Raw genomic sequence first — 26,675 nt, 5'->3', positions numbered from 1 at the left:
ATAGCCACATTAAACTACTTTCGTGCAAAGATACACAATTTATAAGGTGATATTTTTCTACTTTTGTACCCTATTAAAATATAATTAATGAAAACCTATCAAGAAACTTTAGCCTTTCTGTTCAGCCAACTTCCGATGTTTCAAAACCAGGGTGAAAAGGCATTCAATAATAAATTGGATAAAAGTTTACAATTAGATGATTACTTCAACCATCCTCATCAAAATTATAAAACTATTCATGTGGGGGGCACTAATGGTAAAGGTTCTGTATCGCACCTTATTGCATCAATTCTACAAAGTGCAGGATACAAAGTAGGGCTCTACACTTCTCCTCATTTTAAAGATTTTCGGGAACGTATAAAAATAAACGGAAAACCTTGTGATGAAGATTTTGTCATCGATTTTGTATCGGAACATTCAGCTATTATTGAAGAGTTAAAACCTTCGTTTTTCGAAATGACTGTTGCTATGGCATTTGAATATTTTAACAGACAAAATGTTGACGTCGCAGTTATTGAAGTAGGTTTAGGAGGCAGATTAGATTCTACAAATATTATTCAGCCGGAATTATCGATTATTACTAACATAAGTAAAGATCATACGGCAATGCTTGGCAATACGCTCACAGAGATTGCCGGAGAAAAGGCAGGAATTATAAAGGCTGAAACAACTGTTATTATCGGAGAGTATCAAGAGGAGGTTGCCAAAGTATTCAAAGAAAAAGCTGAAAAAGAAAAAGCACCGATAATTTTTGCCGACAAAGAAAATCCACTTCAAAACATTCAAAAAAAAGATACAGAGCTTATCTTTGATTGGCAGGATATGAAAAATCTGCATTGTCCGCTACGAACAAGCTATCAAGTAAAAAATATCAACACCGCACTCACGTCTTTATGTCATCTACATGATAATAAGGCTTTTGAGATTTCAGAAACAAGTATCAGAGAAGGATTGAAAAATGTAGTTAAACAAACGCAGTTTCTTGGACGTTGGCAAGTGATAAACACTTCACCGCTCACCATTTGCGAGTCTGGACATAATGAAGCAGGCATTTGCTTAGCGATGAAAGAGTTAAGTGAATTATCTTACGAAAACTTGCATATCATTTTAGGTGTAAGTAATGATAAAGAATTAACTGATATCTTACCACTGTTTCCAAAACATGCAACTTACTATTTCACTCAAGCGAACGTACAGCGTGCAATGAATGCAGAAGAACTAAAGCAAAATGCAGAAAAGTATAATTTACAGGGTCAAACATATGAGAACGTGAATACTGCTCTAAAGAGTGCCTATAAAAAAGCTTCAGAAAAAGATGTCATTTATATTGGAGGAAGCATTTTTGTAGTGGCTGAGGTGGATTCATAAATAATTTTGATTAAAAGGTTTTGTACAACATAAAAAATATGCACAAAAACACCTAAGATGTTGATAAAATATTGTAGTTTTGGCAGAGATATTTATAAACTTTTAATTTTATAGAATTATGTCAGTAAAATACACACAAGAACATGAATGGGTTCGTTTAGAAGGAGATGTTGCAACAGTAGGAATTACCAACTTCGCACAAGGAGAATTAGGTGATATCGTATTTGTTGAGATTGAAACTGAAGGTGAAACATTAGATAAAGAAGAAGTTTTCGGAACTATTGAGGCGGTAAAAACAGTTTCTGACTTATTTATGCCTATGTCTGGTGAAATTATCGAATTCAACTCTGAATTAGAAGACAATCCTGCTCTAGTTAACTCTGACCCAATGGGTGAAGGCTGGTTGATTAAAATAAAAGTAAGCGATGCTTCTCAATTTGAAGATTTACTTACAGAAGACCAATACAAAGAGCTTACATAATAAGAAACAATGGGTAAATTTAAATCTACTTACAAAGGCAATCTACGTGTAGAGAGTGTACACTTACAGTCAGGCTCTACAATAGAAACTGATGCCCCAACGGATAACAATGGTAAAGGGGAGCGTTTTTCCCCTACCGATTTAGTTGCTACAGCTCTAGCGAATTGTATGTTGACTATTATGGGAATGAAGGCTGAGCAAATGACTGAAAATATTGACGGTACCACTGTTGAGATTGAAAAAATCATGGCTTCTGCTCCTCGTCGTATCCGTGAAATTCGGATAGATTTTTATTTGCCGAAAAAAGAATATGATAGTAAAACTCAGCAAACTTTAGAAGCTGCAGCCTTAAGTTGTCCTGTGGCAAAGAGTTTGAACCCAGCTATTACGCAAGTGGTCACTTTCCATTGGGAATAAGAGTCTTACAACATTTGATAACTTAAAACCGAGGATTTTCAGCCTCGGTTTTTTTATGCCTAAAATTTCTTTCTTTATCTTTGAATGATAATTAAAAACCTCTATGAGTAACTTCCTCGAAAATAGCCTTCAATACATCAAAGGCATTGGTCCTAAGAGAGCAAAACTCTTAGCTGAGGAACTCAACATACTGTCAGTAAAAGATTTAATTGAGTATTTCCCATACAAACACGAAGATCGAAGTACGTTTTATAAAATTAACGAGATTGCTTCTAGCCAAGCCTATATTCAGACCAAAGGTATCATCACCTCGATGCACACTGTCGGTGAAGGCAGAAAAAAAAGATTGGTAGCAGAACTACGTGACGAAACTGGAAGCTTGGAGCTGGTTTGGTTTAAGGGGGTTAGTTGGCAACAAAAAAATCTCAAACTCAACAAACCTTATGTTGTTTACGGAAAGCCTGCTTTGTTTGGCAGTCACTATAATATTGCTCATCCTGAGATGGAGCTACTTACACAGACAAAAAAGAAAATGACTGGTGCGCTGCAAGCCTATTATAACACTACGGAAAAACTCAAACAACATTATGTAAACTCTAAAATATTAAGTGATGCTATTGGAGGTATTTTGCAAGAACACTATAAAGAAATTCCTGAAACTCTTCCTACATATCTACTCGAAAAATACCGACTGATGGGAAGGCAACAAGCTATAATGAATATTCACTTCCCGGAAAATATCAAAAAGTTAAATCAAGCTACATATCGACTAAAATTTGAAGAATTATTTTATATCCAATTAGGTATTTTAAAAGATAAATTTGAACAAAGTCAAGATACTATCGGATATCCATTCCCCAAAGTCGGTAATTATTTAAATGATTTTTATCATAACCATCTCCCTTTTGATTTGACTAATGCACAGAAACGTGTACTAAAAGAAATCCGCAAGGATTTAGGTAGTGGAAGACAAATGAACAGACTACTACAAGGTGATGTGGGTAGCGGAAAAACAATAGTTGCCCTATTGGCGATGCTTATTGCTGCTGACAATGGCTATCAATCATGTCTTATGGCTCCCACCGAAATTCTGGCAACACAACATTATGAGGGATTGAGTGAATACTTAAGAGAAACAAATATAAATGTCGCCTTACTCACAGGAAGCACAAAGAAAAAAGACCGAAAAGTTTTACATGAAAAGCTACAAGACGGTAGCATTCATATTCTCATTGGCACGCATGCTCTTTTGGAAGACGTTGTTCAATTCAAAAATCTGGGATTTACGGTTATTGATGAACAGCACCGCTTTGGTGTAGCACAACGTTCAAAGTTATGGAATAAAAACCACCGAGCTCCACACGTTTTAGTCATGTCGGCTACACCAATCCCCCGTACCTTAGCAATGACCGTATATGGTGACCTTGATGTTTCTGTAATTGATGAGTTGCCACCAGGAAGAAAACCCATAGAAACCAAGCATATCTTTGACAAAAATCGTAATAAACTTTATCAGTTCATCCAAAAGGAAATTGAGAAAGGCAGACAAATTTATGTTGTTTACCCGATGATAAAAGAGTCTGAAAAATTAGATTATGAAAATTTAGAAAGTGGTTTTGAAACTTTATCAAAAGTTTTTCCTGCTCCTAAATACCAGCTAACTATGGTGCATGGCCAAATGAAAGCTGCCGAAAAAGAGACTGCTATGCAAGAATTCGTATCTGGAAAATCTCAAATCTTGGTGGCAACCACAGTGATTGAAGTAGGCGTAAATGTTCCTAATGCAAGTATGATGTTAATTGAAAGTGCAGACCGATTTGGGTTGTCCCAACTGCATCAACTACGAGGCAGAGTTGGGCGTGGCAGTGAACAGTCCTATTGCATCCTTATCACTTCTTATAAATTAAGTAATGACAGCAGAACTCGAATGGAAACGATGGTGCAAACGAATGATGGTTTTGAGATTGCAGAAGTGGATATGAAGCTACGTGGTCCTGGTGATATACACGGTACTCAACAAAGTGGTGTTCCTTTTAATCTAAAAATTGCACACCTAACAAAAGATACTGCTATCATGCAATATGTCAGAGAAATTGCTTTGAAAATACTTAGCAAGGATTCAGAATTGAAATTGCCAGAGAATGCACTAATCCAGAAACAATTACGTTTGCAAAAACTCCAAAATGTTGATTGGTCAATGATTAGTTAATAAAAAAAGAGCAGAAGCAAAAAAACTCCCGCTCTTTCATGTTCTGTTTGGCTATCTTCAATTAAAATGCTTCTTTTTTTAGAACATATTGGTTAGCCAATTCACCTTCTGTTTTGTTACCATCTTTGTCTAAAAGAGTCAGTTGGTCTTTTCCTAATTCATATTTTTCAACTTCTCCTCTAGCATCTTTCAAGATAAGCACACCATTTTCAATGGTGAAAGTTCCTTCAGATTTGAATTCTTTATCTTCATTTCCAAGATAAGTTTCTTCTTTCTCGTAAGTGTAATCATCATTTAATTCCAATTCCACTTCAATTCCTTCACAGTCTGCACATGGGAATGTTCCTTTATAATCACCTTCCCAAGCCTCAGCAGCGTCTTCTGTAGTGATAGTAGCTACTGTGCCGTCATCTGTTACAACTTTTTTCTCATTGTCTTTCTTACATCCTACTAGTAAAAGAGTAGAGAATGCTAATGCTAAAACTAATTTTTTCATTTTATTCAATCTTTAAGTTTAAAATTACACTTTAATAATCGAACAAAATCTGTGCCTTTATACTTAACATTAAAAAAAAATATTCTCTAAATTTCAAAAAACAAATCTATTCAGCCACTTCTTTAAACCAACAAACTTTCGTATTTTTGTGAATTAAATTATAAACAAATTTTACATGCTTGATACTATTGAAAAAATTCGGAAAGAAATAAGTGATTGGCAGGCGAAGAATAATGACGAATTGGAAGCGTTGCGCATTGAGTACCTTAGTAAAAAAGGAAAAGTGTCTCAACTTTTCAATGAATTTCGAGATGTTCCAAATGAGTTAAAACGTGAAGTTGGTAAATCTTTAAACGAATTGAAGAATTTTGCCAATGAAGAACTAAACAAGCTTAAAGATGAACTATCTACCCAAGATACTGTCGAAGCAAACAATGACCTGACACTACCACCAAAGCCTATAAAAGTTGGAACACGTCATCCTATTTCAATTGTTCGAAATGAAATTATTGAAATATTCAACCGTTTAGGATTCACCGTTTCTGAAGGTCCGGAGATAGAAGACGATTGGCATGTATTTTCCGCATTAAATTTTCCAGAAGAACATCCTGCACGTGATATGCAAGATACTTTTTTCATTCAACAAAATCCTGATGTGCTACTACGTACACACACTTCTTCTGTTCAGGTTCATGAGATGGAAGAATTGGAACCACCTATACGCACAGTTACGCCAGGTCGTGTCTTTCGTAACGAAGCGATTTCAGCCCGTGCACATTGCATATTTCATCAAGTAGAAGCCTTATATATTGATGAAAATGTGTCTTTTGCAGATTTAAAACAAACGCTTATTTATTTTGTAAAAGAATTGTTCGGACAAGATGTGCAAATTCGTTTACGCCCGTCTTACTTCCCTTTCACAGAACCATCTGCAGAAATGGATATTTCATGTACTATCTGTGAGGGAGAAGGATGTAATGTTTGTAAATACACAGGTTGGTTAGAGATTTTAGGTTGCGGAATGGTTGACCCGAATGTACTGGACAGCAACAAAATCAACAGTAAAAAATATACAGGTTTTGCATTAGGTATGGGCATAGAACGCATTGCGATGTTGAAATATGGTATCAAAGACCTTCGTTTATTCTTTGAGAATGATATTCGATTTTTAGAGCAATTTAAATAAAGCCATGATTTTTTGGGAAAATAACTGGCTATGGACACTGATTGCTCTTGGAGTTATAGTGATTACAGTTGTTCTTATTCTTTATTTATTAAAAAGAAAAAGACAGAAAATTCACATTCTAAAAGAAGAGCAGTACAAAATCCATCAGGAAAATCTCTCTAAATTGATAGAATTAATCAATCTTTCTAAGGAGACTTTTGAGCCTAATAAGATTATTCATTTTGAAAACAAGGAAGATAATTTAGTCTTGATAAAAGAGAAGTCGAAGCTATTAAGAGATTTCCAAAATAAAAATTTAGACAAATATTCTGACAAAACAATTACAATTAGTAATAAAATAAATACTATAATATTGAACTGCTATTTTCTTTTAAAGAAAATATATCATATAAAAGCAAAGAATTTGCCATTAGAAAATGCGGCACCATTAATCGACGAACTTGCTTTTATTTACACAGAGGATATCGAAAAAAGATTTCCTGCTTTAATACAAAAATTAAAAGAAGAAAAATAGATACTAAAATGAGCAACGAAAAGATAATTTTTTCCATGCACAGGGTTAATAAGAAAGTCCCTTCTGGAAAACAAATACTAAAAAATATCAATCTTTCATTTTTTTACGGAGCAAAAATCGGTATCATCGGTTTGAACGGTTCTGGAAAATCGACCTTATTAAAAATGATAGCAGGTCTTGATCAAGCCTACGAAGGTGATATTGTTTTTCCTAAAGAACATTCAACAGGTTACTTACCACAAGAACCGGAACTGGATAAATCAAAGACAGTAAAAGAAATTGTTAGTGAAGGTGTTCAAGACCTCATAGATGTGATGAAGGAATATGAGGAAGTAAATCTTAAATTCTCAGAACCTATGAGTGATGATGAAATGAATGCACTCATTGCAAGACAAGGAGAACTGATGGAAATCATTGAGCATAAAAATGGCTGGGAATTGGACAACATGCTAAACCGTGCTCTGCACGCCCTGAATTGCCCTCCTGAAGATGCTAAAGTAGCTACGCTCTCTGGAGGAGAACTTCGCCGTATTGCGTTATGCCGTTTATTGTTGCAAGAACCTGATATTTTACTTCTTGATGAGCCAACTAACCACTTAGATGCAGCGTCTATTCATTGGTTGCAACAACATTTGGAACAGTATAAAGGGACGGTTATTTGTATCACTCACGACCGTTATTTCTTAGACAATGTAGCTAAATGGATTCTAGAACTAGACCGTGGCGAGGGAATTCCGTGGAAAGGGAACTATGAAGAATGGCTAGAGCAAAAGACGAAATTATTAGCTCAGGAAGAAAAACAAGAAAGTAAACGAAGAAAAACATTAGAGCGTGAATTAGAATGGGCAAGAATGTCGCCTAAGGCACGACAAGCAAAATCAAAAGCTCGTTTGAATTCTTATGAAAAAATGATGAATTCTGACACCAAGCAGAAAATAGAAAACCTTCAAATATTTATTCCGAATGGACCTCGCTTGGGTGATAAAGTGATTGAATTTGAGAATGTTACCAAAGGATTCGATGGCAGAAGGCTTGTAAAGGATTTATCGTTTACGCTACCTCCTGCAGGAATTGTAGGTATCATTGGGCCAAATGGTGCAGGAAAAACGACACTTTTTCGTATGATTATGGGGCAACAGAAACCTGATTCTGGAAATATCACTATCGGTCCTACTGTTGAGATTGGTTATGTAGACCAAGCACATGAGAGTATCGATCCTGAGAAAACCGTTTATGAAGTCGTTTCCGGTGGTGTTGACAATGTTATCGTAGACAATCGAGAAATCAATGCCCGTGGCTATTTAGGGCGTTTTAACTTCACGGGAGCTGACCAAGAGAAAAAGTGTGGCGTACTTTCCGGCGGAGAGCGAAATCGCTTACACTTAGCATTAACACTGAAGGAAAATGCCAACGTACTCCTTCTCGATGAGCCTACAAATGATATTGACGTAAATACACTGCAAGCTTTGGAAGAGGGACTGGAAAATTTTGCAGGTTGTGCAGTGGTTATTTCACACGACCGTTGGTTTTTAGACAGAGTTGCGACACATATACTTGCATTTGAAGATGATGGTTACGTTCATTTCTTCGAAGGTGGTTATTCTGATTATGAAGACCACAGACGCAAACGCCTTGGCGAAGATGCTGATAAAAAAGCAAGATATGTAAAATTAAAAGAAGATTAAAAAATGGTCATTCCGAGTATTTTTCGACAATCGGAGGAAAAATGTATCGAGAAATTCAGCAAGTTTTCGATACACATTTAACTCTTTAAAATTCGTAAAATTCACCTAAGCTGACAGATTTTAAAAATAAACAATAACTTATGGCAGTAAATGCAAGAATACCCAAAGGAACTAGAGATTTCACTCCAGAAGTGATGCTAAGACGAAACTATATTTTTAATACTATCAAAGAAGTATTTCATCAATATGGATATTTGCCTATAGAAACTCCAGCCATGGAAAATCTCTCCACACTTATGGGAAAATACGGTGAGGAAGGCGACCGTTTGCTGTTTAAAATCTTAAATAGTGGAGATTATCTTGCAAAAGCTGACGAAAACGCACTCAACGAAAAAGACAGCAATAAACTCATCAGCAGCATCTCAGAAAAAGGCTTGCGCTATGATTTAACGGTCCCTTTTGCACGTTTCGTGGTACAGAACCGTAATGAGCTTTCATTTCCATTTAAACGCTACCAAATACAGCCCGTATGGCGTGCAGATCGTCCTCAAAAAGGACGTTATCGTGAGTTTTACCAGTGTGATGTTGATGTTATTGGCAGTGATTCGTTACTTAACGAAGTGGAATTGATTCAGATTGTTAATGATGTTTATAACCGTTTAAGGTTAAATGCATGCTTTCGCATCAATAACCGTAAGATTTTGGCTGGATTAGCAGAAATAGCCGGAGCTTCCGACAAAATGACAGACATGACCGTTGCTATCGATAAATTGGATAAAATTGGTTTAGATAAAGTATGTCAAGAATTGGAAAGTAAAGATATCGCCACTAATTCTATCAATAAAATAAAAGAAGTACTTGCACTCGAGGGCTCTAATCTTGAAAAACTCAACTTCCTGAAAGATCAATTTTCTGGTTCTGAAATTGGTCTAAAAGGTGTGGAAGAATTGCGCAGCGTTTTAGATTATCTTGCGCCACTTCCTATAAAGATGGACTTACTCTTTGACGTGACATTGGCTCGTGGACTGAATTATTACACAGGTGCTATTTTTGAAGTGAGTGCAAAAGATGCCAAAATGGGAAGTATTACCGGTGGTGGTCGATACGACAATCTTACAGGTGTATTCGGACTTAAAGACATGTCTGGCGTTGGCTTATCGTTTGGTGCAGACCGTATTTACGACGTGATGTTACAGTTAGGATTGTTTGAGAAAATTACAAATCTTGACCAAACGCAACTCTTCTTTGTAAACTTTGGCGAAAAGGAAGCAAATTACTGCCTGCAACTCCTAACAAGACTACGCAATGCTGATATCAATGCAGAACTTTATCCTGATAGTGCTAAGATGAAAAAACAGATGACTTACGCCAATCAAAAAAACATTCCTTACGTAGCACTTATAGGTGAAAGTGAAATGGAATCAGGTCTCATTTCATTAAAAAATATGACAACCGGCGAACAGCAAAAACTAAGTTTAGAAGAGGTGATTAATGTGATAAAACGCTAATTGCTCAACTTCTAACTAAAGAACTAAATAAAATACATAAAGGTGTTCTATAACAGTTCATTTTCTTAAGAAAACAAAAAATTTGGCTCTCTTATTGTAGCTGATAGTTATACAAATAATATTTAGTGACATGGTATATATTCAACTGTTTATCGTACTTGCAGCTATTTTTATTGGAGCCAAAAAAGGCGGTATTGGCTTAGGGATTTGGGGAATGATAGGGCTAGCCATTTTAGTTTTTGGTTTTGGACTGGCTCCCGGCAATGCCCCAATAGACGTCATGCTGATGATCGTTGCTGTGATTACTGCAGCTTCTGCATTGCAAGCAGCTGGAGGTCTTGATTATCTAGTAAAAGTTGCTGAAAAAATATTACGCAAGAATCCAAATGCAATTACGTTTCTTGGACCGCTAGTTTGTTATCTATTCACGTTTCTTGCAGGAACAGGACACATTGCTTACTCATTACTTCCAATTATCTCAGAGATAGCCACAGAAACTAAAGTTCGCCCTGAGAGACCTATGAGTATTTCTGTAATTGCTTCACAGCAAGCCATAACTGCGAGTCCTATTTCTGCAGCTACTGCCGCGCTGTTAAGTACTGAGTTGCTAGGAGGAAAGGGAATTGAACTTAGTGATATATTGATGGTTTGTATCCCGGCTACACTTATAGGAGTTTTAGTAGGAGCTTTCGTAGTTAATTTTGTTGGCGTAGATTTAAAAGATGATCCTGAATATCAGAAAAGATTAAAAGAAGGACTCATTAACAACTCTGATGAAAAAGAAAAAGAAAAAGAAACAATCACTCCAGAACAAGACAGAAAATCGCTGATTTCTGTTATTACCTTTATTTCTGGTGTTATTTTAGTTGTGCTTTTTGGTTCTATCCCATCAATGCGACCTTCATTTGTAATAGATGGTGAATTAATTAAGATGGGTATGCCTGCGGTTATTGAAATTGTTATGATGTCGGTTGCTGGATTCATTCTCCTATTTACGAAAACAAATACTGAAAAAGCAGTAAGAGGAAGCGTGTTTATAGCAGGAATGCAGGCTGTTATAGCTATCTTTGGTATTGCTTGGATGGGAGATACTTTCTTTACTGGAAACATTGATTTTTTCAAAATGCACATTGAACAAGTGGTAACTTCCTATCCATTCCTATTTGCCGTGGCATTATTTATTATGTCAATACTTTTATTTAGCCAAGCTGCCACAGTTCGGACTCTTTATCCATTAGGTATAGCACTTGGTATTAATCCTATGGCATTAGTAGCGATGTTCCCTGCGGTCAACGGTTATTTCTTTATTCCTAATTATCCGACAGTAGTCGCCGCTATCAACTTTGACCGAACAGGAACAACGCGTATTGGTAAGTATGTAATTAACCACTCTTTTCAAATCCCGGGATTTGTTGCTACGACTGTAGCGATAGGAGTTGGTTATTTTATAATAACATTTATTTAGTATTTCATTTACAATTTAAAATTAAACGACATGAAAAATTTAAAGATTTTTTTAGTTTTTATTGCTCTTGTTTTTTCAAGTACAATTTATGCCCAAAAAGCAAAAATCAGGATTATTGCTACAGGAGGGACAATAGCAGGAGTTAGTAAATCATCAACAGAATCTAATTACAAAGCAGGTGAGTTAGGAATTTACCAACTTCTAAGTGCAGTACCTGAAGTGCGCCAAATTGCTGACGTTACTGGCGAGCAGTTAGTCAAAATCGGTTCACAAGACATGAACGATGAGGTTTGGCTTCAATTAGCTAACCGCATAAATCAGTTATTGAATGAAGAAGGATATGACGGAGTTGTTATAACCCATGGAACTGATACTATGGAAGAAACAGCTTATTTCTTGAACTTAACTGTACATAGCAAAAAACCTGTAGTTTTAGTTGGGGCTATGCGTCCAGCTACAGGAATGAGTGCTGATGGACCTTTAAACCTTTATGATGCGGTTGCGGTTGCTGCAAATAAAGATTCTCATGGAAGAGGTGTTTTAGTTGTAATGAATGAACTTGTTTTAGACGCAAAAGATGTAACTAAAACGAGTACACTTGGTGTAGAAACGTTCAAGAGTTTAAATTATGGACCGCTTGCTTATATCCATAACGGGAAAGTTTTTTATAACCGTGCACCTCAAAACAAACACACCTATCAGTCAGAATTTGATGTTGCAAACTTAAAAGAACTTCCAAAAGTAGGTATCGTTTATAGTTATTCTAATGCTTCTGAACTACCAATGAAAGCATTTATTGATGCAAATTTTGATGGAATTGTACATGCTGGAGTTGGTAATGGAAATTTCTACCATAAGAACTTTGATTTAGCAGAAAAGGCACAGAATCAGGGTATTCAGATTGTTCGTTCCTCTAGAGTTCCAAGTGGAGCTACCACTCTTGATGCTGAGATAGATGATGCTAAATATCATTTTGTAGCGTCAAACACATTGAATCCACAAAAAGCACGTGTCTTGTTAATGTTAGCATTAACGAAAACAAATGACTGGGAGAAAATCCAGCAATATTTTAACGAATACTAATTAATTATTCTAATTAAATATAATTATAGAAATGAAAAAGACTATTATATTGATAATCCTCACATTAGGATTTACAGGAATTATAAGAGCACAGCAGAACAGTGAAGGGAAAAATGTAACTTCTTTAGCTGAGAGATTTGATTTAGTTGAAAAGAAATCGGATAAAATGGATGTATATTTCAACTTCCAATCTAGTTTTGATGTAGCTGATGAAGGGACAGAAGATTGGGGTGCAAAATTCAAAGCACGCCAACTGCGTTTGGAAATCAGGGGGAATCTTACTGACAAACTATTTTACCGATTCCGTCATCGCTTGAACAGAAGTAACGAAGCACGTACTATTGATAATCTTTCAAAAGCTACAGATATTCTTTATGCAGGTTATCATTTCTCAGATAAATTTACCATTATCGCAGGTAAGCAATGTCAGGCTTGGGGTGGTTTTGAGTTTGATTTAAATCCTATAAACATTTACGAATATTCAGATATGATTGAATATATGGATAACTTTATGCTGGGTGCTTCATTTGTATTTACTCCTGTAGAGAATCAAGAATTTATTTTACAAATAACTGACAGTAGAAACGATTCTTTTGAGGAGATTTATGGTAACGATATTATTACCAAACAGGGTTTTGAGGAAAGCAAAGCTCCTCTTACTTATATTCTAAACTGGAATGGTAGTCTCTTTGAGGATTTAATCAAAACAAGATGGGCTATCGGTGTACAAACTGAAGCAAAAGATACTTACACAACGAGTATAAGTTTAGGTACAAAATTGAACTTGCCACAATTTCAACTTGCATTTGACTATATGCGAGATGATTGTGAGCTTGATCGTTCAGGTTTAGCTTCATCATTTAGTCCTGATGGTAGATATTTTGAAGATGTTACCTACAACTCATTTATTATGAAAGCGGAATACCAACCTAATCCAAAATGGAATATTTTTGCAAAAGGAATGTATGAAAATGCAAGTGTAGATAATGTAACAAATTATGATGATAACTTCAGAAAATCGTATGGTTATTTCGGTGGCGTGGAATATCTTCCTTTTGAAGATCAAGATTTACGCGTATTCTTAACTTATGTAGGAAGAAAATATGATTTTGATGATAATCTAGCATTTTCTGATTATGATACAAACCGCGTAAGCTTAGGTATTATTTATAGAATAAAGGCTTTCTAAATTTAGTAAAAGCCGAAGCTAAAAAGAGACTGAACTAAAATTCAGTCTCTTTTTTTGTTGAGTTATTCATCTAACTCATACCCTAAATCTTTTCCTTTATCGACTATGGGTATTCCTTTAGTCATCCATTTTGGTGCGGATGCTCCTTTCAAATAATGGTCAAAAAACTGCATCATACGAATAGATAAGTCTTGCTTATTTTTTATTTTTTTGAGATTGTGAGCTTCATTATTGTAAACAAGTAACCATGCTGGCCTACCTAATCTTCTCAATCCCATAAACATTTCTATTCCCTGATAATAAGGAACTGCTCCATCATTATCATTATGCATTATTAATAAAGGAGTTTCTACATTTGGAATACCAAACAACGGCGAATTCTCTACGTACAGATCAAATCCGTCCCAGAGATTTTTACCAATTCTACTTTGCGTTTTCTCATACTGAAATTGACGGCTTAAACCACTTTGCCAACGAATACCACCATAGGCAGAAGTCATATTACTTACTGGTGCTCCTGCCATTGCTGCTTTAAACATATTGGTTCGAGTTACCAAATAAGCTACCTGATAACCGCCCCAACTTTGACCTTGTATAGCTATATTCCCAGAGTCTACATAAGGTAATTTGCTTATTTCCTCAGCCCCGGAAACGATACAGTTGTATGCACTCTCTCCTGGTTTTCCGTCTTTATAAACAATATCAGGAATGAATACTATATAATCATTGCTTACCAGATAACTCATATTCACGATAGATGCACTAGGTCTAGGCGTCCAGTAATTGTGTAATTCATCACTGTATTTTTCATAAAAATAAATCATAACAGGATATTTTTTGTTTGGGTTAAAATCTTCAGGCTTATAAAGCAACCCATCCAATTTTTTCCCATCAAAAGCAGTCCAATGAAACAATTCTACAGTTCCCCATTTAAAATCATTCTGTTGAGGATTAGCATCCGTTATCCTTACATCCTCCTCCTTATCATTCAAAAGATATAAATCTGGAAAGGTTTGAAAATTTTGTTTTCTATATACTATTTTCTCTGCATTTTCAGCCTTTTTAAATCCTGAAAGTATCATATCTCCCGGTGTCAAAATCTCCTCTAATTTATGACTATTGGGATTCAACTTATGCAATTTATTTGCCTTTGTGTTTTTATTAAAAGCAGTTATAAGTAATCCTTTTTTATAGTAAGAGGCTTCTTGACGATGTTCTCTGTCTAAACGCAAAGTCCGATATACTGTATTGGTTTTTCTTCCCATTTTAGTGACATTTTCAGGCTGTACACTGGCATCTAATTTCACTCTCCAAACATCAAACTGATCATATAGTAACACATTCCCATTTCTATCGAAACCTCCTAATCCATAGGCATCATCGAGAGCAGGTCGATCATCTTCAACATCATAGAATGGAACTTCTAATGAAGCTGTTAAATTGTGTCTCGTAAGTGTTTCTAAATTTACAGACCACCAATTCGCTTGTTCGGGTTCAAAATAGACAGCATAGTTGCCAGAAGTAGCTAAATAAGGGAAAGACCTAATTCCTTTCTCAATCAGTCGCCTCTCTCCTGTTTCGGTATTGATACTGTATAGGTCTCTTTTGCTGGGTGATTCCCATGATTTTTCTAGTTCATAAGGTTGTGAAGAATAACCTATTACAAATTTTTGTTCCTTTTCATCATCAAGAATAATTCCATCAATCAATTCATCTTGCAAATTGATGATTTTACCATCCAACAAATTGTAATATGACAAATACCCTTTGTTTTTCAACTCACTTTTTCTCGACTTTTGTTCGGGTTGAATAAGTCTATCTAAATAATGCCAAACATCTACATCTGGAATTTCATCTTTTAGCAAAGTCGTATCTACATTATATTTTCTTTCAGGATTAGTATAGAAATATAGTCTCTTCGTATTTTCTGAAAAATAGGTCTTTTTAGCTCCAGTAATCTCCCAATTTTCACGTAAGTTCTTTCCTAAAGAATCAGTAAGTGCTGTTAATCTATCATTATTGTATAGATACAACTGGTACTTTAATGAGTCTGTACTTGTGGAATCAGGAGCAGCAAGGTAAGCCATATATTCCCCTTTTTTGCTTACAGCAATCTTATCGTAAGCGAACTCAGTTGTGTCAATTACAATATCTTTTCTGTTAGAAAAATCATATTTATAAATCCCAACATCTCCTTTTTTCTTTCCTTTAGTTTTTGAATAATACAAAACGGGCTTTTCCTCAGCCCAAGCGTATTTTTTGAAATTTCTTATAGTATCTTTACGGCTATTCACGAAAGAATACAATACCGCAAAATTATTCTTATAAATATCGTCTTTATACAATACTGAATCTTGTGATACTTTCACATTCGACGTGCTGTCAGTTTCCGCTTCTTCCAGCTCTTCATTTTCTTCATTTTCAGTAGTATCCTTTTCAGGTTTCAACTTTTTATAATGTTCAACTAAAAGATAGTCACTATTCTTCTTGGGAATACTAAACCCTTTTACATTTAGAAAACTATCAATTAATACACCTTTTTCAACATTAAATACAAAGAGTTTATCCTTAGCTTTCTTATCTTTTTTTACTTCATCTTTACGTTCAGCTCTTTTCGTCTCGTAGGAGGGTTTTTCAAGAAAAACAACGTGTTTTGCATCAAAAGTAATTTTAGGATTATTACCATTGAAAAATTGATAAAATTGTTTCGTCTCAGTATTGTAAAGACGTAAATAACTATCACCTCTTTTCGTGTCAGTAACAACAGTAGTTGCAACTAACTTACCGGTGTGCGAAATTTGAACACGCTCTATCTTTTTCCAAAGATCATAATCATCATGTGTAAGAGATTTTTTAGTTTGTCCTACACTAACAGTACCCACTAAAACAAGTAGGAATAGCAATAAGTTTTGTCTCATAGTATATCATTTTAGCTGATGAAGTTACAAAATTCTTAGGAAATATGCCTTTCCAAGACTATTGTAAAAATGGATTGTACTTTCTTTCCCAAGCAATTGTAGTTTGCGGACCATGTCCTGAATGTACAGCAACATCATCACCTAAGGGTAAAAGTTTCGTTTTAATACCTTCAACCAATTGTTTGTGATTGCCGTAAGTGAAATCTGTACGACCAATACTTTGCTTGAAAAGACAATCTCCTGCTATTAAAATACGAGTTTTAGGTTCATAAAAACATAAGTGACCTGGTGTATGACCAGGAACATGATATATCTCCAACTCAGTATTACCGAAAGAAATAGTGTCGTTTTCTGAGATGTAAGTTCCAATTTCAGGTGGTAACTTATCCTCTACCGGTACACCATAGTTTTTACAAATCTGCTCATACTCATCTATCAAGAATTCATCTTCTTTGTGTGCATGAGTAAGTAGACCAAATGCTTCAGAAGACCAACGATACCCAAAAATATGATCTAAATGCAGGTGTGTATGAACCAACTTTACCACTTTCAACTCTTGCATTGTAATAAAGTCAAGTATTTCTTTCTCCTCAGAAGCATTAAAGGCACCACAATCGATAATTATAGCCTCCTTAGTATCATCATAGAGAATGTAGGTGTTTTCTTGAAATGGATTAGTTACAAAACTATATATATTCATGTCAATTTTACTTTTAAAGAATCATTCCTGCAGCAACTGTTTCATTCGTTGACTCGTCTACCAGAATAAGACTCCCTGTTATTCTGTTTTGTTTATAACTATCAATAAAAATGGGTTGAGTCATCTTCAAACTCACCTCCGCGATATCATTCATTTCTATGGTTTTATCTTCAAAGTCTTTCTCTAATCTATTGATATCCATCTTATAATTAACGGAAGAAACCAATGCTCGCACTTCGTTTGTCGTATGTCTCAAAGTATATTTACCTCTCACTTGCAAAGGACGTTCATTCATCCAACAAAGCATCACGGTAATCTCTTTTGCACTTTTAGGTTCACTTTCAACACCCACAATCATATCTCCTCGTGAGATATCTAAATCATCTTTTAAGGTCATTGATACAGATTGTGGAGCAGATGCGAGAGGGAGTTCTTTGTCCATTAAATGAACTGAAGTAATTTCCGAGGTCCTGCCCGAAGGTAATACTTTTACTTTGTTCCCTTTACTAAATACACCTCCAGCAATTCTTCCTGCATATCCTCTATAGTCGTGATATTCATCCGATTGTGGTCGGATAACGTATTGTACAGGAAAACGAGGGTGCTCTAAATCTCTATCATCTTGAATCTTAATAGTCTCCAAAAGGTGCATTAATGTTTCATCTTTGTACCAATTCATTTGCTCAGAAGACTTCACTACATTATCGCCTAATTTTGCTGAAACAGGTACAAAATGAACATCCTTAATCTCTAATTTAGATAAAATCTTTTTTTCGTAGTCCTCCTTAACTTGCTGATACGTTTCTTCTGAATAATCAACCAAGTCCATCTTGTTAATACAAATAATCACATGAGGAATTTGCAGTAAATTGGCAATATAAGAATGACGTAGAGTCTGCTCTATCACTCCGTTGCGGGCATCAACCAAAATAAGTGCTACATTAGCTGTAGAAGCTCCGGTTACCATATTACGAGTGTACTGGATGTGCCCCGGAGTATCAGCAATAATAAATTTACGTTTTGGTGTCGCAAAATAACGGTATGCAACGTCAATCGTGATGCCTTGCTCTCGCTCAGCACGCAACCCATCTGTAAAAAGCGATAAGTCAATCTCCTCATTACCTCGACGTTCGCTGGTCTCTTTTATTGATGCTAATTGGTCTTCAAATATTGCTTTACTATCATACAATAGCCGACCAATCAACGTACTTTTCCCGTCATCTACACTTCCTGCAGTAGTAAATCGCAGGAGTTCCATATCTAAATATCCTTTTGTCATATCTCTAAGGTGTAACTCTTTTCTAAAAATATCCTTCTTTTTTGCGGTCTTCCATAGCTGCCTCAGAACGCTTATCATCAGCTCTTGCACCACGTTCAGTTGTTCGTGTGGCAGCAACTTCCTCCACTATTTCCTCTAATGTTTTTGCTGTTGAACGTACGGCCCCAGTACAAGTTGCATCTCCAATAGTACGAAAACGAACCACTTGCTTACTTACAATTTCCGTTTCTCTAGTTTGAATAAAATCTGTTTTACCAAGAATAGTTCCATCACGTTCGAAGACCTCACGCTCATGAGCAAAATAGAGTGACGGAATCGCTATATTCTCTAATAATATATATTGCCAAACATCCATTTCAGTCCAGTTAGAAATTGGGAAAACTCTAAAATGTTCTCCTAAATGCTTCTTACTATTGAATATATTCCATAACTCTGGACGCTGATTTTTAGGATCCCATTGTCCGAACTCATCACGATGCGAAAAGAAACGTTCTTTGGCACGAGCTTTTTCCTCATCACGACGTCCTCCGCCCAATGCACAATCTACTTTTAAATCTTCCAGTGCATCTAACAAAGTTACTGTTTGCAACTTATTACGACTCGAATTGTAGCCTTTTTCTTCTACCACACGCCCCTTATCAATAGAATCTTGTACATAACCAACGAGTAGCCTCGTTCCTGTCTCTTCCATTAATCGATCTCGAAATTCAATTGTTTCAGGGAAATTATGCCCAGTGTCTATGTGTAACAATGGAAACGGCACTTTTGCCGGTGCAAATGCTTTACGTGCAAGGTGAAACATCACTATAGAGTCTTTCCCTCCCGAAAAAAGCATCACAGGTTTCTCAAACTGTGCCGCCACTTCACGAATCACATAAATTGCTTCTGCCTCAAGCTCTTTCAGGTGTGTTATTTTCATATTATCCATAGGTAATTTGTATTATCAGCTTTTTGCATTTATCATCGGTAAGACCGCATCTAACAATTCTTTTACCGATTCCTTAACGCTTTTGTTTTCTGTATGTAAATGTATCTCTGCACTCTCAGGTGCTTCAAACGGTGCGGATATTCCTGTAAAATCTTTGATCTCGCCGGCTCTTGCTTTTTTATATAGCCCCTTCACATCACGCTCTTCACAAACAGAGAGTGGAGTATCCACAAAGACTTCAACAAAATCATCACCAATAATCTGTTGTGCCTGAGAACGAATCGCTTTTGTAGGGCTTACAAAACATGCTATCGTTATCACTCCACAGTTCAGGAAGAGTTTGCTGACTTCAGCTATTCTGCGTATATTTTCTGTTCTATCTTCATCAGAGAATCCTAGATTTGCATTCAATCCCGAACGAATATTGTCTCCATCTAATAATTGTGTAAAATACCCTAATTCATGTAATTGACGCTCTAATTGAATAGCAAGAGTCGTTTTACCAGAACCTGAAAGACCGGTAAGCCAAAATACTTTTGCCTTTTGGTTTAAGACACGTTCCTTTGCCTCTCGAGACAACATCTTATCAAAAATAGGATAAATATTCTTTGCTACACTCATTGTATTACAGGAAATATTTTAGAGCGATAAACGCTAACAAGATAGTGATTAAGACATAATTAGTCATTCTACGTTGCTTTTGATATTCTTCTACATTAGAATAGACATCCTTAATTTTAAAATGGTCTTTAAAATCAATAAATCTGTAACTCAATTGCATCCAAACAAAGTGAACGGCAACAATAAGAGCGAAGAATATTCCTATGAAGTCAATGATACCAAACACCTGCCATTGAGTAGCTAATACATATACAATATAAGCCAAAATAAGCATCATAGGTAATGCCAATAAGAATCGTCTATTCATAATTGTAATTTTCTTTCTTTTTTATAATCCACAAAGATAACAAAACTTTTGCGGTAAAATTTCTCCAATGATTAGGTCTTTAGTATTCTATTCTCATCTTTAAAAAGAGTAATGTATCTTTGCTGTAAAATATATGAAGGGATAATTTAAGTGGAAATATCAAAGATAAAGCAAAAATATGCTCAACACTCGGAAGTGGTGAAACTTCGTGAAGTGTTAGAGCTTAAAGAAACCAACTCACATTTCTATCTCAAAGGCATTAGCCAGTCTGCTCTCGCAGTGGTGTTTGCTACCGCCAAAAACCCTAAACGCGTAAATGTGATACTTAAAAACACACAAGAGGATGCGGCTTATTTTTTCAATGATTTAAAAACACTCTTGCCGGAATACAAGTTGCTTTATTTTCCGGCATCCTTTACCAATACCTCCAACTTTGGACATGAAAACAATGCTAATGATATTTTGCGTACTGAAGTCTTACAAAATTTAGAAGGATACAGAAGCAAACTCGTGATTGTTAGTTATCCTGATGCACTTATAGAAAAGGTAACTACTAAAAAAATTCTCAATACTCATATACTGAAATTAAATTCCGGAGAAAATTATGATATTTCTGAATTAGCTGACACTTTACTCAATGCACACTTTGAGCAAGTGGATTTCGTAGATGAACCTGGACAGTTTGCTCTTCGCGGAAGTATTCTGGATATTTTTTCCTTTAGTAATGATACTCCATACCGAATTGACTTTTTTGATGATGAAATTCAATCAATCCGTAGTTTTGAAATAGAATCACAGCTATCAGTTAGCGAGGAAAAGAGCATTAAGATAATACCCAACCTAGTTGCCAACACAACCATTGAATCATTAGTTCCGTTCTATAAATTCCTGCCCTCCACTACACTTTTTTGGACCGAAAATCTAGAGATTTTAGAAGAAACTTTAAAAAACAGCTTAGATAAAATTCTTCAAAAACATGAATCTACGACTATTGGAGGTGAGGATGTTCCTACTTCAAAACTATTATGGACAGAAGCCAATCTAGCTGATATTATTTCAAAAAGTGAGCATCATATCACTTGGGGAATTGGCAGATCGCCAGAGAACTACCAAAATTTAACGTTCAACATCTCTCCTCAACCTTCGTTTAACAAAAACTTTGATTTACTGATAGCTAAGCTGAAAGAATATTCAGATGATGGAATATCGACTTATATTTTGTCTGAAAACAGCAAACAGCTGGAAAGATTAAAAGCCATTTTTGAGGACAAACAAGCTAATGTGGCGTTTACGGCAATTAACCAAACGCTTCATGAAGGTTTTATTGATAATGATTTAAAAATAGCTTGCTTTACAGACCACCAGCTTTTTGAACGATACCACAGACATAAATTACGTAATGAACGTTATAAAAAAGCCAAAGGAGGCATTAGTGTAAGTGAACTAATGAGCTTAAAACCTGGCGACTATATTGTTCACAACGATCATGGAGTTGGTCAATTTGTTGGTTTACAGAAGATTAATGAGCAGGGTAAAAATCAAGAGGTTATCAAACTGGTTTATCGAGATAACGACATACTTCTTGTTAATCTACATTCTTTACATAAAATCTCCAAATTTAGAGAAAAAGATGGTCAAGAACCGAAAATAAACAAACTCGGTACTGCTGCCTGGCAAAATCTTAAAAATCGCACTAAATCAAAGATTAAAGATATTGCTAAAGACCTCATAGCACTCTATGCGAAGCGAAAAGCTAAAGAAGGTTATGCTTATCAACCAGACACTTTCCTGCAACAAGAATTGGAAGCCTCTTTCATCTATGAAGATACTCCCGACCAAGAAAAGGCAACACAAGCGGTAAAGGAAGATATGGAAAGCAAGACTCCTATGGATAGATTAGTTTGTGGCGATGTCGGTTTTGGAAAAACGGAAATCGCCATACGCGCTGCGTTCAAAGCTGTAAGTGACAACAAGCAAGTTGCTATACTTGTTCCCACTACCATTTTAGCTTTTCAACATCACAACACCTTTAGCAAAAGATTAAAAGATTTTCCTTGCAGAGTAGAATATATTTCACGACTACGTAGTGCAAAAAAACAACGTGAAATTATCGCTGATTTAAAAGAAGGACAAATTGACATTATTATTGGGACACACAAACTCATCAGTAAAAACATACAATTTAAAGATCTTGGATTATTAATAATAGATGAAGAACAACGTTTTGGAGTCGCCGTTAAAGAGAAATTGAAAAATTTAAAGGTAAATGTCGATACTTTAACACTTACTGCTACCCCCATCCCCCGAACGTTACAATTTTCTTTGATGGGAGCACGAGATTTATCTATTATAAATACTCCCCCACCAAACCGCCAACCAATTCAGACTGAATTACATGGGTTTAATGATACCATAATCAGAGAAGCGATACTATTTGAGTTAAATAGAGGAGGACAGGTATTCTTCATTCACAATAGAGTGCAAAATATTTACGAATTGCAAGCTTATATTGAAAAGATAGTTCCTGAAGCGTCAACAGTCGTTGGTCACGGGCAGATGGATGGTGCCCAGCTAGAGAAAACCCTACTAAACTTTATCGAGGGGCAATATGATGTGCTTATTGCTACAACTATTATAGAATCTGGATTGGATATTGCCAATGCAAACACAATAATTATCAATCAAGCCCATCAATTTGGTCTCAGTGAATTGCATCAGTTGCGTGGACGCGTGGGGCGTAGCAATACCAAAGCATTTTGTTACTTACTGGCTCCACCGTTACAATCACTAACTTGGGAAGCGAGAAGAAGACTGAAAGCGCTTGAAGATTTTTCTGATTTAGGCAGTGGTTTCAATTTAGCCATGCAAGATTTAGATATTCGTGGTGCCGGGAACCTTCTTGGCGGTGAGCAAAGCGGATTCATCTCAGATATCGGTTATGAAACTTATCAAAGAATTCTGGATGAAGCACTTTTAGAACTTCGTACTACAGAATTTAAAGAGCTTTTTGAGAATGAAGAAATGAATCAAGAAGAATATGTGAATGATTGTCAGATAGATACCGATTTTGAAGCTTTAATTCCAGAGAGTTATGTAGAAAACACGAGTGAAAAAATAAGACTCTACAGAGAATTAGACAACACAACATCTGAGAAAGAATTACAAGCGTTTAGTGCAAAATTGAAAGACCGCTTTGGAGAGATACCAGAAGAAACTCAAGCCTTGATGAATATCGTGCGTATCAGAGAGATGGCAAAAGACTTAGGAATGGAGCGTATTATTATGAAGCAAAAGGTTCTGATAGCTCATTTAGTTTCCGATAGAGATTCTGCTTTTTATCAATCTGCATTATTCTCTAAAATATTACAAGCCATTCAAATACAAATAGTTCCTATAGCCATCACTGAAAAAAATGATAAACTCAGACTAAAAATCGAAAAAGTCAATAATGTGAATAAGGCGCTAGAAATTATTGAAAAACTATGGCTATTCTCCAGAGGATAATCTCTAGCTATGATTTCTATGGGAATGCTAAACCTGCTTTTTATAGGTTAAAATGTTTATATTTGCAACAAATATTTTATTCTAATTAACTTAAAAAACAAATGAAAAAAATAGTGGGATTTATGATACTAATAGCTACTATTGCAGGTTTAAATTCCTGTGTTTCTAAAAAGAAAACAACAGACGTACTTTTTGTAAATGTGGATACGCAAATCGACTTTATGAAAGCTAACGGTAAGCTGTATGTAGAAAATGCAGAAGAAATTGAGCCAACCTTGGCTGAACTCACTAAGTTTGCTAAGGAGCGTGACATTAAGGTTATGAATACTTGTGATTATCACACAAAAGATTCTGAAGAAATCTCTGATACGCCGGATTTTGTGAATACCTTCCCTCCCCATTGTATGAAAAATACTGAAGGACAGAAATATGTAAAAGCAACGACTCCCAATAATCCATTAGTTTTCGATTGGAGTAAAGATTATGATATTACCGAGGCACTATTAGGCAAAAATCGTAATATCGTTATTCGAAAAGATTTATTTGATGTTTTTGCTGGAAATCCACATACCGATAAAATTGTTGAAACACTCAATCCTAAAAAAGTATTTATCTATGGTGTGGCAACAAATGTATGTGTCGATTTTGCTGTCGTTGGTTTTGCAGACAGAGGCTATGAGGTATATGTGATAGAAGATGCTATCAAAGAATTACCAAATATTCCTCTTCCCTACGAAACTTGGAAAGAAAAAGGAGCAAAATTTATCAAGTTTGATGAGATCGAAAATTATCTCTAATCAAAAAGAATGACACAGGAAAGTAAACGAATTAATAAATACCTCAGTGAAATCGGCTATTGTTCAAGACGGCAAGCTGATAAATTAGTAGAAGCCAAAAAAGTAACTATCAATGGGAAACTTGCGGAGAATGGTTCGCAAGTTTTCCCCAATGATAAAGTTACAGTCGAGGGGAAACCAGTGGGAAAAACCAAAGATAAATTCGTTTATTTGGCTTTTCACAAACCAGTAGGTATTGTGTGTACTACTGATCAGAAGCGTGAAAAGAACAACATCATAGACTACATCAACTACCCTACCCGAATTTTTCCAATTGGTCGCTTAGATAAGCCCAGTGAAGGACTGATTTTGATGACTAATGATGGGGATATAGTCAATAAAATATTACGTTCTCGGAACAATCACGGGAAAGAATACATCGTAACCGTAAATAAGCTCATTACTCCTGAGTTTATCCGAAGAATGGGAAATGGTATTCCTATATTGGATACCGTTACGAAAAAATGTGAAGTAGAACGCATTGATTCTCACACATTTCGCATTGTGCTCACTCAAGGACTCAACAGGCAAATTCGCCGTATGTGTGAATATTTGGGTTACGAAGTGGTGAAGCTGAAGCGTATTCGCGTTTTGAATATCAACCTCGATATTCCAGTAGGAAAAATACGTGAACTTACAGCTAAAGAATTGAAAGAACTAAACACTTTGCTTGCTGATTCGCAAAAAACGTATGATGCCGATAATCCAAAAGAGAATACAGTAAAAACATTTAGAAAGAAACGTTCGAGAATAAATAGAACGAAGAAAAAATTATGAAAAATGCAACTCTTATTATTTTATCACTGATACTAATCGTAAATTTTGTTTTACTGTTTATCGCATTAATTCCTAATTTCTATCCGAACAGTCCTCTTAAAGAGTATTCAATTCTTATCGGTCTTGCGTTTCTCTTTAGTGCAAGTCTTTTCAAAAGGCAATATAGGATATTCAAAAAACAGTAAAGATTATATAATCCATATTCTCACAAGATAGGCATTCTGTTGAATGCCTATCTTTTTTATGAAATCTTGTAACAAAAGTATTTAAAGTTCTACTTATTATATATTAAAAATAAGAAACTTTTAAACTTTTGAATTATGAGCTTAAGTAAACCTAAATATGGATGGGCTAGAGCCTTATTAATTCTTATTCCTTGGATATTAGCTGTAGGCATATTTCAACTAATTGGGGGACTAATTTTAGGAATTCCTTTATGGCAGGATTTAGAGCATTTAAATTATTGGGACAGAACTATAATTGATTTTTTTGGGCTACTTGGAACACTTGGCATTGTTTGGGTTTTTATGAAAGCTGTTGATAAGAGCCCCTTTATTGATTTAGGTTTGAGTCTAAAAAACAGAGCAAAAGATATACTTATCGGAATAGCCCTTGGGTTAATCATTATGTCCATTGGATTTGGCATAATCTATATGAGTGGGTACATAGAGATAGAGGGTACTTCATTTAACATCTTAATTTTTTTAGCCTCTTTAATCCTATTTATCATCGTAGGTGTTAATGAAGAAGTTTTTGCACGAGGTTATATTCTGCGTAATCTTATAGAAAGTACCAATAAATACATTGCTTTAATTATCTCCGCTCTATTTTTTGCTGCATTACATGCATTCAACCCGAATATGTCATGGTTCAGCTGGCTGAGTTTATTTCTTGCAGGATTGTCTTTTGGAGTCGTTTATATGTATTCTAAAAATCTATGGTTTCCTATCGCATTACACTTCAGTTGGAATTTCTTCCAATCGCTATTTGGTTTCAATGTAAGCGGTCAAGATTTTTATTCTTTAGTAGATTTTTCTATAAGTACTCCAAATTATTTCAACGGAGGAGCATTTGGATTTGAAGGTTCATACCTCTCCCTTCTAGCTGAAGTACTTATTGTCGTAGGAGCAGTCTGGTATTATGAGAAGAAACAAAAAACGAGTAAAGAGTTCTTATAAAAAATATCCTGTAACAAAAGTAGTAT

At 35.4% G+C, this 26,675-nt stretch carries 22 protein-coding genes; 15 read left to right on the top strand and 7 right to left on the bottom strand.

Going from position 1 to position 26,675, the window contains the following annotated elements; all coding sequences use genetic code 11:
* Window positions 1-87: 87 nt before the first annotated feature.
* From C7377_RS05970 to recG, 4 genes are all read left to right on the top strand, one after another.
* Window positions 88-1,368, top strand: coding sequence for a bifunctional folylpolyglutamate synthase/dihydrofolate synthase (locus C7377_RS05970; RefSeq protein WP_116496432.1), 1,281 nt, complete (start codon window positions 88-90; stop codon window positions 1,366-1,368).
* Between the two features lie 118 nt (window positions 1,369-1,486).
* Window positions 1,487-1,849, top strand: a complete 363-nt coding sequence (gcvH, locus tag C7377_RS05965) for a glycine cleavage system protein GcvH (RefSeq protein ID WP_116496431.1) — start codon at window positions 1,487-1,489, stop codon at window positions 1,847-1,849.
* Window positions 1,850-1,858: 9 nt separating this feature from the next.
* Window positions 1,859-2,266 (top strand): OsmC family protein, encoded by a 408-nt coding sequence (locus C7377_RS05960; RefSeq protein ID WP_116496430.1) that lies wholly within the window; start codon window positions 1,859-1,861, stop codon window positions 2,264-2,266.
* 103 nt (window positions 2,267-2,369) lie between these two features.
* Window positions 2,370-4,475, top strand: a complete 2,106-nt coding sequence (recG, locus tag C7377_RS05955) for an ATP-dependent DNA helicase RecG (protein WP_116496429.1) — start codon at window positions 2,370-2,372, stop codon at window positions 4,473-4,475.
* Window positions 4,476-4,536: 61 nt separating this feature from the next.
* On the opposite strand, the gene C7377_RS05950 is transcribed toward recG, so the two are convergent.
* Complete coding sequence (locus tag C7377_RS05950; protein ID WP_116496641.1) at window positions 4,537-4,971, bottom strand: copper resistance protein NlpE; 435 nt, start codon at window positions 4,969-4,971, stop codon at window positions 4,537-4,539.
* A 175-nt stretch (window positions 4,972-5,146) separates the two neighbouring features.
* On the opposite strand from C7377_RS05950, the gene pheS reads away from it, so the two are divergent.
* The 7 genes from pheS to C7377_RS05915 all read left to right on the top strand — a co-directional run bounded on the left by pheS (window position 5,147) and on the right by C7377_RS05915 (window position 13,601).
* The gene (gene pheS, locus C7377_RS05945) at window positions 5,147-6,157 is read left to right on the top strand and encodes a phenylalanine--tRNA ligase subunit alpha (RefSeq protein ID WP_116496428.1); all 1,011 of its coding nucleotides are present in this window, start codon (window positions 5,147-5,149) and stop codon (window positions 6,155-6,157) included.
* Between the two features lie 4 nt (window positions 6,158-6,161).
* Window positions 6,162-6,671: a hypothetical protein gene (locus tag C7377_RS05940; protein ID WP_116496427.1), complete on the top strand. Its 510-nt coding sequence runs from the start codon at window positions 6,162-6,164 to the stop codon at window positions 6,669-6,671.
* 8 nt (window positions 6,672-6,679) lie between these two features.
* Window positions 6,680-8,356, top strand: coding sequence for an energy-dependent translational throttle protein EttA (gene ettA, locus C7377_RS05935; RefSeq protein ID WP_116496426.1), 1,677 nt, complete (start codon window positions 6,680-6,682; stop codon window positions 8,354-8,356).
* A 140-nt stretch (window positions 8,357-8,496) separates the two neighbouring features.
* Entirely contained in the window at window positions 8,497-9,864 is a 1,368-nt protein-coding gene (hisS, locus tag C7377_RS05930; protein WP_116496425.1) for a histidine--tRNA ligase, read from the top strand.
* A gap of 130 nt (window positions 9,865-9,994) precedes the next feature.
* Window positions 9,995-11,329 (top strand): anaerobic C4-dicarboxylate transporter family protein, encoded by a 1,335-nt coding sequence (locus C7377_RS05925; protein ID WP_116496424.1) that lies wholly within the window; start codon window positions 9,995-9,997, stop codon window positions 11,327-11,329.
* Between the two features lie 30 nt (window positions 11,330-11,359).
* The gene (ansB, locus tag C7377_RS05920; RefSeq protein WP_116496423.1) at window positions 11,360-12,412 is read left to right on the top strand and encodes an L-asparaginase 2; all 1,053 of its coding nucleotides are present in this window, start codon (window positions 11,360-11,362) and stop codon (window positions 12,410-12,412) included.
* Between the two features lie 31 nt (window positions 12,413-12,443).
* Entirely contained in the window at window positions 12,444-13,601 is a 1,158-nt protein-coding gene (locus C7377_RS05915; RefSeq protein ID WP_116496422.1) for a porin, read from the top strand.
* 62 nt (window positions 13,602-13,663) lie between these two features.
* Here the strand turns inward: C7377_RS05915 and C7377_RS05910 are convergent, their stop codons facing one another.
* The 6 genes from C7377_RS05910 to C7377_RS05885 are packed head-to-tail and all read right to left on the bottom strand — an operon-like array spanning window position 13,664 to window position 20,354.
* Complete coding sequence (locus C7377_RS05910; protein ID WP_116496421.1) at window positions 13,664-16,519, bottom strand: alpha/beta hydrolase family protein; 2,856 nt, start codon at window positions 16,517-16,519, stop codon at window positions 13,664-13,666.
* A gap of 58 nt (window positions 16,520-16,577) precedes the next feature.
* Entirely contained in the window at window positions 16,578-17,219 is a 642-nt protein-coding gene (locus tag C7377_RS05905) for an MBL fold metallo-hydrolase (protein ID WP_116496420.1), read from the bottom strand.
* A 13-nt stretch (window positions 17,220-17,232) separates the two neighbouring features.
* On the bottom strand, window positions 17,233-18,498 hold the full coding sequence (locus tag C7377_RS05900) for a sulfate adenylyltransferase subunit 1 (RefSeq protein ID WP_207778438.1): 1,266 nt from the start codon (window positions 18,496-18,498) through the stop codon (window positions 17,233-17,235).
* A 22-nt stretch (window positions 18,499-18,520) separates the two neighbouring features.
* Window positions 18,521-19,426: a sulfate adenylyltransferase subunit CysD gene (gene cysD, locus C7377_RS05895; protein ID WP_116496419.1), complete on the bottom strand. Its 906-nt coding sequence runs from the start codon at window positions 19,424-19,426 to the stop codon at window positions 18,521-18,523.
* Between the two features lie 15 nt (window positions 19,427-19,441).
* A complete protein-coding gene (gene cysC / locus C7377_RS05890; protein ID WP_116496418.1) occupies window positions 19,442-20,047 on the bottom strand; it encodes an adenylyl-sulfate kinase in 606 nt (201 codons plus the stop codon).
* A gap of 4 nt (window positions 20,048-20,051) precedes the next feature.
* Complete coding sequence (locus C7377_RS05885; protein WP_116496417.1) at window positions 20,052-20,354, bottom strand: hypothetical protein; 303 nt, start codon at window positions 20,352-20,354, stop codon at window positions 20,052-20,054.
* A gap of 150 nt (window positions 20,355-20,504) precedes the next feature.
* Between C7377_RS05885 and mfd the strand changes: the two genes are divergently transcribed.
* From mfd to C7377_RS05865, 4 genes are all read left to right on the top strand, one after another.
* A complete protein-coding gene (gene mfd, locus C7377_RS05880; protein WP_116496416.1) occupies window positions 20,505-23,858 on the top strand; it encodes a transcription-repair coupling factor in 3,354 nt (1,117 codons plus the stop codon).
* Window positions 23,859-23,959: 101 nt separating this feature from the next.
* Window positions 23,960-24,655: a cysteine hydrolase family protein gene (locus C7377_RS05875; protein WP_116496415.1), complete on the top strand. Its 696-nt coding sequence runs from the start codon at window positions 23,960-23,962 to the stop codon at window positions 24,653-24,655.
* A 9-nt stretch (window positions 24,656-24,664) separates the two neighbouring features.
* Window positions 24,665-25,471, top strand: a complete 807-nt coding sequence (gene rluF / locus C7377_RS05870) for a 23S rRNA pseudouridine(2604) synthase RluF (RefSeq protein WP_116496414.1) — start codon at window positions 24,665-24,667, stop codon at window positions 25,469-25,471.
* Between the two features lie 320 nt (window positions 25,472-25,791).
* Window positions 25,792-26,649 (top strand): CPBP family intramembrane glutamic endopeptidase, encoded by an 858-nt coding sequence (locus C7377_RS05865; protein ID WP_116496413.1) that lies wholly within the window; start codon window positions 25,792-25,794, stop codon window positions 26,647-26,649.
* Window positions 26,650-26,675 lie beyond the last annotated feature (26 nt).

The organism is Balneicella halophila, assembly GCF_003096835.1.
GTDB classification, from domain to species: domain Bacteria; phylum Bacteroidota; class Bacteroidia; order Bacteroidales; family Balneicellaceae; genus Balneicella; species Balneicella halophila.
This window is presented reverse-complemented; position numbering and strand designations above follow the sequence as displayed.

What these genes read in the sequence shown, in the direction of transcription:
- pheS (WP_116496428.1), top strand. Translation starts at nt 5,147, where the DNA reads ATGCTTGATACTATTGAAAAAATTCGGAAAGAAATAAGTGATTGGCAG.
- ansB (WP_116496423.1), top strand. Translation starts at nt 11,360, where the DNA reads ATGAAAAATTTAAAGATTTTTTTAGTTTTTATTGCTCTTGTTTTTTCA.
- C7377_RS05915 (WP_116496422.1), top strand. Translation starts at nt 12,444, where the DNA reads ATGAAAAAGACTATTATATTGATAATCCTCACATTAGGATTTACAGGA.
- hisS (WP_116496425.1), top strand. Translation starts at nt 8,497, where the DNA reads ATGGCAGTAAATGCAAGAATACCCAAAGGAACTAGAGATTTCACTCCA.
- recG (WP_116496429.1), top strand. Translation starts at nt 2,370, where the DNA reads ATGAGTAACTTCCTCGAAAATAGCCTTCAATACATCAAAGGCATTGGT.
- C7377_RS05910 (WP_116496421.1), bottom strand. Translation starts at nt 16,519, where the DNA reads ATGAGACAAAACTTATTGCTATTCCTACTTGTTTTAGTGGGTACTGTT.
- rluF (WP_116496414.1), top strand. Translation starts at nt 24,665, where the DNA reads ATGACACAGGAAAGTAAACGAATTAATAAATACCTCAGTGAAATCGGC.
- C7377_RS05905 (WP_116496420.1), bottom strand. Translation starts at nt 17,219, where the DNA reads ATGAATATATATAGTTTTGTAACTAATCCATTTCAAGAAAACACCTAC.
- C7377_RS05960 (WP_116496430.1), top strand. Translation starts at nt 1,859, where the DNA reads ATGGGTAAATTTAAATCTACTTACAAAGGCAATCTACGTGTAGAGAGT.
- C7377_RS05925 (WP_116496424.1), top strand. Translation starts at nt 9,995, where the DNA reads ATGGTATATATTCAACTGTTTATCGTACTTGCAGCTATTTTTATTGGA.
- C7377_RS05865 (WP_116496413.1), top strand. Translation starts at nt 25,792, where the DNA reads ATGAGCTTAAGTAAACCTAAATATGGATGGGCTAGAGCCTTATTAATT.
- C7377_RS05875 (WP_116496415.1), top strand. Translation starts at nt 23,960, where the DNA reads ATGAAAAAAATAGTGGGATTTATGATACTAATAGCTACTATTGCAGGT.
- gcvH (WP_116496431.1), top strand. Translation starts at nt 1,487, where the DNA reads ATGTCAGTAAAATACACACAAGAACATGAATGGGTTCGTTTAGAAGGA.
- cysC (WP_116496418.1), bottom strand. Translation starts at nt 20,047, where the DNA reads ATGAGTGTAGCAAAGAATATTTATCCTATTTTTGATAAGATGTTGTCT.
- C7377_RS05940 (WP_116496427.1), top strand. Translation starts at nt 6,162, where the DNA reads ATGATTTTTTGGGAAAATAACTGGCTATGGACACTGATTGCTCTTGGA.
- C7377_RS05885 (WP_116496417.1), bottom strand. Translation starts at nt 20,354, where the DNA reads ATGAATAGACGATTCTTATTGGCATTACCTATGATGCTTATTTTGGCT.
- C7377_RS05970 (WP_116496432.1), top strand. Translation starts at nt 88, where the DNA reads ATGAAAACCTATCAAGAAACTTTAGCCTTTCTGTTCAGCCAACTTCCG.
- cysD (WP_116496419.1), bottom strand. Translation starts at nt 19,426, where the DNA reads ATGGATAATATGAAAATAACACACCTGAAAGAGCTTGAGGCAGAAGCA.
- C7377_RS05900 (WP_207778438.1), bottom strand. Translation starts at nt 18,498, where the DNA reads ATGACAAAAGGATATTTAGATATGGAACTCCTGCGATTTACTACTGCA.
- ettA (WP_116496426.1), top strand. Translation starts at nt 6,680, where the DNA reads ATGAGCAACGAAAAGATAATTTTTTCCATGCACAGGGTTAATAAGAAA.
- C7377_RS05950 (WP_116496641.1), bottom strand. Translation starts at nt 4,971, where the DNA reads ATGAAAAAATTAGTTTTAGCATTAGCATTCTCTACTCTTTTACTAGTA.